This window comes from Ectothiorhodospira shaposhnikovii, from assembly GCF_047222355.1.
In the GTDB taxonomy this organism is placed as follows: Bacteria; Pseudomonadota; Gammaproteobacteria; order Ectothiorhodospirales; family Ectothiorhodospiraceae; genus Ectothiorhodospira.
Genome location: NZ_CP178333.1, coordinates 246,257 through 252,500, shown reverse-complemented (window position 1 = coordinate 252,500; position 6,244 = coordinate 246,257). Strand labels below are relative to the sequence as shown.

At 64.7% G+C, this 6,244-nt stretch carries 6 protein-coding genes and 1 pseudogene; all 7 read left to right on the top strand.

Annotated elements, in window-relative coordinates:
- The first annotated feature begins 390 nt into the window (after positions 1–390).
- The 7 genes and pseudogenes from ACLF6L_RS01100 to ACLF6L_RS01070 all read left to right on the top strand — a co-directional run bounded on the left by ACLF6L_RS01100 (position 391) and on the right by ACLF6L_RS01070 (position 6,243).
- A complete protein-coding gene (locus ACLF6L_RS01100; RefSeq protein ID WP_412852171.1) occupies positions 391–1,140 on the top strand; it encodes a hypothetical protein in 750 nt (249 codons plus the stop codon).
- Between the two features lie 48 nt (positions 1,141–1,188).
- Positions 1,189–2,342: pseudogene (locus ACLF6L_RS01095) on the top strand (IS3 family transposase); the annotation flags it as partial.
- 266 nt (positions 2,343–2,608) lie between these two features.
- Positions 2,609–2,824, top strand: a complete 216-nt coding sequence (locus ACLF6L_RS01090) for an AlpA family transcriptional regulator (RefSeq protein ID WP_200157764.1) — start codon at positions 2,609–2,611, stop codon at positions 2,822–2,824.
- A gap of 42 nt (positions 2,825–2,866) precedes the next feature.
- Positions 2,867–3,736, top strand: coding sequence for a ParA family protein (locus tag ACLF6L_RS01085; protein ID WP_412852170.1), 870 nt, complete (start codon positions 2,867–2,869; stop codon positions 3,734–3,736).
- Complete coding sequence (locus tag ACLF6L_RS01080) at positions 3,720–3,977, top strand: type II toxin-antitoxin system HicA family toxin (protein WP_200157766.1); 258 nt, start codon at positions 3,720–3,722, stop codon at positions 3,975–3,977. The genes ACLF6L_RS01085 and ACLF6L_RS01080 overlap by 17 nt, the downstream gene beginning before the upstream one ends.
- The gene (locus tag ACLF6L_RS01075) at positions 3,970–5,667 is read left to right on the top strand and encodes a ParB family protein (protein WP_412852169.1); all 1,698 of its coding nucleotides are present in this window, start codon (positions 3,970–3,972) and stop codon (positions 5,665–5,667) included. The genes ACLF6L_RS01080 and ACLF6L_RS01075 overlap by 8 nt, the downstream gene beginning before the upstream one ends.
- Positions 5,668–5,682: 15 nt before the next feature.
- Entirely contained in the window at positions 5,683–6,243 is a 561-nt protein-coding gene (locus ACLF6L_RS01070; RefSeq protein WP_200157768.1) for a DUF2857 domain-containing protein, read from the top strand.
- Position 6,244 lies beyond the last annotated feature (1 nt).

Here is a 6,244-nt window from a genome sequence, read left to right as displayed (position 1 = left end):
GGCAAGCCATCGGCAGCCACGGACTGCCAATAAGCGTGATTGCATCCGTGGCCCCGTCGAATGGTCGTGCCATTCTGCGGCACGATTCCGTTTCAGCCTATCGGCATACCGATCAGGTCTGACCCAAGGCGCTTCCGCCAGGATTTCGACGACTTGTGGCATCGCGCCGCCGATTGTCACAAGGTCGGAGACAGTGGCGAGATCAGCCCATTCCCAGTTGGTCTTGCCAGCACGTCGCGCAGTCATGATCCTCGCATGCGCGGCAAAGGTGCAGGACATCCCCATCCAGCTCTCTCGATGAAGCTCGATTCTTCGGCAGGGCCGCGTGGCGCCAGCCTTCGATTCGGGGAAGGCAGGGTCCTTGATGGGGGGCAACAGGGAGGCAACCACATGCAAGGGAGTTCGCTTTCGGAGGTGTACTACCGCCCCATCGACGCGGCCATCCGATGGGCCGGATTGTACCGATTCAGAGATGACATCCTAATGACCGTCAGGCCCGGACGTCTGTCGGCAATACAGGATTGCCCGCGCTGTGGCGAGCTTCGTCTGTATACCGATCGTATCTATGACGCCATCTTCCACGGTGAGCTGCCCTACGGACTGAACGGCATCACGATGAACGACAAGTCGCTGTGGGACTCACCCGATCTGACCGTTCGCCACGTCGATCTCAAGCGGTGGATGCTTCGAACCTATCCGGAGCAGCGGCCGGCCTTTCTCTTCTCCCGCCACGAGCGGATCGTCCACCCGGTGATCACCCTGGAGGCCGGCCATGCGCTTCTGGTGGAACGGGAGGCGTTGAAGTCCCAGCTGGAGCAGTGTCGCCACCAGTTGCATCAACTCAAGGAGCAGCAGAAGAAGCAGGGTTCGCCGAATCTCACCGGCGTCCTGTACCCACTGAGCGATCGCGCCGAGACCACCTATCTGAACATCATCGGCGCGATGTTGGCATTGATGCTCGGACGCACCCCGTCCGGAGCCCCCTACTCCAGCTTCAACAGCCAGGACGCGATCATCAGCGCCCTGATCGCCCACCACGACAAGCTCATGGGGATCACCGAGCGCACGCTGCAAGCCAAGTTCGCCCAGGCCCGCCGCAAGGTGCAGGCATCGAGCCCTATAGTGGACCCCGATATCTAGACAGCAGTTTAAGCTCTGAGTGGGGGGCTGAATCGGGATACTAACAAGATGACTGAAAAACGGAAGAGAAACACGTACAACGCTGAATTCAAGGCGAAAGTTGGTCTTGAGGCGATTCAGGGGGTCAAGACCGTCAACGAGATCGGTCAAGCCTACGGGGTCCATCCCGCCCAAGTGACCCAGTGGAAGAAGGCGATCCTCGAGCAGGCTGGCACGCTCTTCGAAGGCAAGCGGGGCCCCAAGCCAGTGTCGGAAAAGGATGCCCCGGACCGTCTCTACGGTGAGATTGGGCGCCTGAAGATGGAACTCGATTGGCTCAAAAAAAAGTCCGGGATCAACCTGCCGTGAACCGTCAAGACTGGATTGACGCGGGTGGCGAGATCTCCATCGTTCGCCAGTGTGCGCTGGCCGGGGTTTCCCGGGCGACCGTGTATGCGCGCTGGCGTTTGTCACCGGATGAGGCCGGCGACCTGCTGCTGTGTGGACTCATCGACGAGATCTACACACGACGGCCGTTCTACGGGAGTCGGCGCATGGTGGTCGAGCTGCGGACCCAGGGCCATAAGGTCAACCGTAAGTGTGTCCAGCGCCTGATGCGTCGGATGGGGTTGGCGGCGATCGCGCCGGGTCCGCATACCAGTCGTCCGCACCCGCAGCACAAGGTTTATCCGTATCGGCTGCGTGGCGTTGTGGTCAACCGGCCCAACCAGGTTTGGAGTACCGACATCACCTACATCCGTCTGGCTCAGGGCTTCGCCTACTTGGTCGCGATCATGGACTGGTACAGCCGCAAGGTCTTGAGTTGGCGGCTCAGCAACACCATGGATACGACCTTCTGCGTTGACTGCCTCGAAGAGGCCCTGCAGCTGTACGGGCCACCGGAGATCTTCAACAGTGACCAGGGCTCGCAGTTCACGGCTGACTCGTTCACTGGCGTGCTCAAGCGAGAGGGAGTCACTATCAGCATGGATGGCCGCGGAAGGGCCTTTGACAACATCTTCGTCGAGCGACTCTGGCGGACGGTGAAATATGAAGACGTCTACCTCAAGGGCTACGCCAATCTCAAGGAAGTCACGCTGGGACTGATGGACTACTTCGCGTTCTACAACGGCGAACGCCCCCACGCGGCTCTGGCGAACGAGACACCGGATACGGTCTATCGGAACCGGCAGGGCGGAGGCGCACTGATCGTGGATAAGTACGGCCCGTCGGCTGTGACGCCACCCAGTGAAACCGCAGTACCAGGGCAGCGCTGTTCCGCTGCGAGCGACCCCCAAGCTATTGCTTAAACTCATACTCTTTCTGTCTTGACGATGGGGTCCACTTTACCCCTGAGGCGCGGCAAACCCGGCGTCAAGCTCCAATCTGCGGTTCCGGAGACCGCATTTGCGGTGTTCATTTCCCAGGAGTTCCTGTCAATTACGGGGTACGCATAACAAGCGCCAGTAAGCGCTAAGGAGTGCCCCTCATGTCGGACAAGCCACTTCCGCCGCCTGTTGGCGAACGCCGCATCCTGCGCCGCGATGAAGTCGAGGCCAAGACCGGCTTCAAGCGCGCCCACATCTACAACCTGATGAAAGCGGGCAAGTTCCCGAAAGCCATGCGCCTGGGAGTTCGAGCGGTCGGCTGGGACTCGCTCGAGGTCGAGCAGTGGATTGCCGAGCGCCGCAGTGAGCGCATCTGATCCTCGTTCCGTTCCCCATCAAACGCGACGAGGAGCCTGACGATGCTGGTCATCTCGATCATCTCGACCAAGGGCGGTGTGGGCAAGACGACGACTGCCGCCAACCTGGGCGGCTTCGCCGCCGACGCGGGGCTGCGCGTGCTGCTGCTCGATCTGGACGTGCAACCCACGCTGTCGAGCTACTTCGCCCTGGATGCGCGTGCGCCCGCCGGCATCTACGAATTGCTGGCATTCAACGAGCGCCGCCTCGATCAACTGGTGTCGCACACCACTATCGCCGGGCTGAACCTGGTGCTGTCGAACGACGACCGCGGAGAACTGAACACACTGCTGCTGCTGCATGCGCCGGACGGGCGCCTGCGGCTCCGACACCTGCTGCCGGCGCTGGCACCGTTCTACGACCTGTTGCTGATCGACACCCAGGGCGCTCGCAGCGTGCTGCTGGAAATGGCGGTACTGGCCTCGGACCTGGCGCTATCGCCAGTGACGCCGGAGATCCTGGCGGCGCGCGAACTGCGACGTGGCACGCTGCAACTGATCGAGGACATCGGGCCGTACCGACATCTGGGCATCGAGCCGCCACCCCTGCACCTGCTCATCAACCGGGTGCATCCGGTATCGGCGAATGCGCGGCTCATCCAACAGACGCTGCGGCAGATGTTCCAGGGACAGGCTGGTGTGCGAGTGCTGGACACCGTCGTGCCGGCCATCGAAGCCTACCCGCGCGCCGCGACCCGAGGCTTGCCGGTGCATCGGGAGGAGTACCGGCGGCCGGTCGGCCGTGTCGCGCCCTCGGCGCTGGCGACGATGCGTGCCCTCGCCGGCGAACTGTTTCCACAGTGGCGGGAACGGTTTGAGTGCGTGACTGGCCGGCACGACGCGGGGAGCGAGAGGCATGGCGGGCACACGTGACCTGGCGCGCGGCCACAAACGGCTGCGCGCGCTGATCGACTTTGCTCTGAGCGAAGGCTGGCGCGTCGTGCGCACGCCGGGCGGTCATCTGAAGTTCACCAAGCCAGGCTGCGCGTCGATCTACACCAGTTCAACGCCGGGCGACCGCCGCGCCGGGCTCAACGCCCGCGCGCAGCTTCGCCGTGCCGACCGGCAGGCGGCCATCGACGGACCGGTGCCTTGGAAGAACGGTCATGGCTGAGCTGACCCCGCGGGACATGGCCGCCAAGCTGATGGAAACCGGCTTCGAGCGCAGCGGCCCGACGGCCGCAGCCCTGAGCGACCCCATCGCCGACACACCGATGGTGGTAACGCTGGACCAGTTGCGCCCCTACGACCACGACCCGCGCGTGACACGCAACCCGGCCTACGAGGAAATCAAGGCATCGATCCGCGAACGCGGGCTGGACGCGCCACCCGCGATCACGCGCCGGCCCGGCGAGGCCCACTACATCATCCGCAACGGCGGCAACACGCGCCTGGCAATCCTGCGGGAGCTGTGGGGCGAGACGAAGGAGGAACGCTTCTTCCGCATCGCCTGCCTGTTCCGACCTTGGCCACAACGCGGCGAGATCGTGGCGCTCACCGGCCACCTGGCCGAGAACGAACTGCGCGGTGGGCTCACCTTCATCGAGCGGGCACTGGGCGTCGAGAAGGCACGCGCCCTGTACGAGCAGGAAAATGGCGGAGAGGTGCTGTCGCAGTCCGAACTGGCGCGTCGCCTGACGGCCGACGGCTACCCGGTGCAGCAGTCGCACATCAGCCGCATGCAGGATGCGGTACGCCACCTGCTGCCGGCGATACCGACGGTGCTGTACGGCGGGCTGGGCCGGCATCAGGTGGAGCGGCTCGCGGTGCTGCGCAGGGCGTGCGAGCGCACCTGGGAACGGAGAGCGCAGGACCGCCGGCTCGCCGCGGACTTCGCTTCGCTGTTCCAGGATGTGCTGTCGCAGTTCGACACGCGGCCGGATGCCTTCTCGCTCCAGCGGGTGCAGGACGAACTGGTGGGCCAGATGGCCGAGCTGCTGGACACGGACTATGACACGCTGAACCTGGAGATCGACGACAGCGAGAGCCGGCAGCGGGCGTTGATCAGCGAGCCGTCGCCGGTGATCCCGGCCGCACCCACGGTGCCTGTGGCACCTCGGCCCGCACCGCCACCCGCCGCGGCGACTACCGGACAGCGGGACAGCGCACCGGCAGTACCCACTGCCGAGACGCCCTCGACGCAGACCGTCACGGCTCCCGCGGCTGGCGGCGGGAAGGTCGAGGAAGCAGGCGCTGCGCCGGTAGCGGCCGACAGCGACGCGGAGCGTCTGCAAGGGCACATCGTGTCTCCCGCATCGACCACCGAACGCCTGCAATCCATCCAGCGCCTGGTGGCTGACCAGTTGGGCGACAAGCTACCCGACTTCGAGACCAATGCCTTGCGCGCAATTCCCGTGCAGGTCGATGGGCTCTACCCGATTTCGGATGTCTGGTACATCGAGCCCGGGCTCGATGCGCCGGACCGGCTCCGGGTGCATATCGCGCAGTTTGCCCGGGAGGTCGCCGAGGAGGCAGCGGTAGCGAGGCACATCGAGCCTCATGAGGATGGCATCGGCTTCATCTGCGTGGCTCCGTCCGTTTCACAGGCGAAGGTCTTGCCGGCCTTTGCTCGTGCCGTGCTGACGCTGCTGCATGCGCTGAGCGCGGCGTCGGCATCCGCGACAGCGCTGGATCGCGCGCGATTGGCCGACGACCTGGCGCCGCTGCTGCATGGCGGCGGCGGAGCATCCATCCGCCTGAGCGATGCTGGCCTGGTGAAGCTGTTCCGGCTGCTTCGCCTGGCCCGCCGGCTGCTGGACCTGGAGAACGGCGCGGCGCCACCCGATCCGGGCGACGATTCCTGAGCGCGCGAGGCCACCATGTCGCCACCCCATCCGCTCAACCAGGCCGTCATTGCCCAGGCGCTGCACGATCTGCGCAACGGCCAACTGCGCCGCTGCAAGGCGATGGGATTTGGCGAGGAGGAACTGGATGCGCTCAAGCATCCAGCGCTGGTCAGCGTGTTGGTCAATGCCACGGTGTCGTGGTGTACGGTCTCGGTCAACCGCGAGGTGCTGAAGCGGCTGCTGAGCCAGATGCATGACGTGGAGCGGGAAATCGCCACGGTGGACCGCATGCTGCGTCTGGGCGCGAGCACGGAGATGGTGAGCCGGTTCTACGGACTCACGCATCAGGAAGTCGCCCTCCGGCGCGACATCCTCGGATTGCCCAAGCGCAAGGGGCGGCATCCCGTGCTGGACGAGGCGCAGGATGCCGCCCTTTGGGAACACTGGAAAGCCGGGGTCACCGAGCGCCACATCGCGCTGGACGACGAGTTGGCCATGCTGGACCTGACCATGGACCTGGCCGAAACCCTGACGCTGCCGATGTCGGTCGTCTGGGCGGCGATAAGGAACTGGATCGACCAGGGGCTGGTGTAGG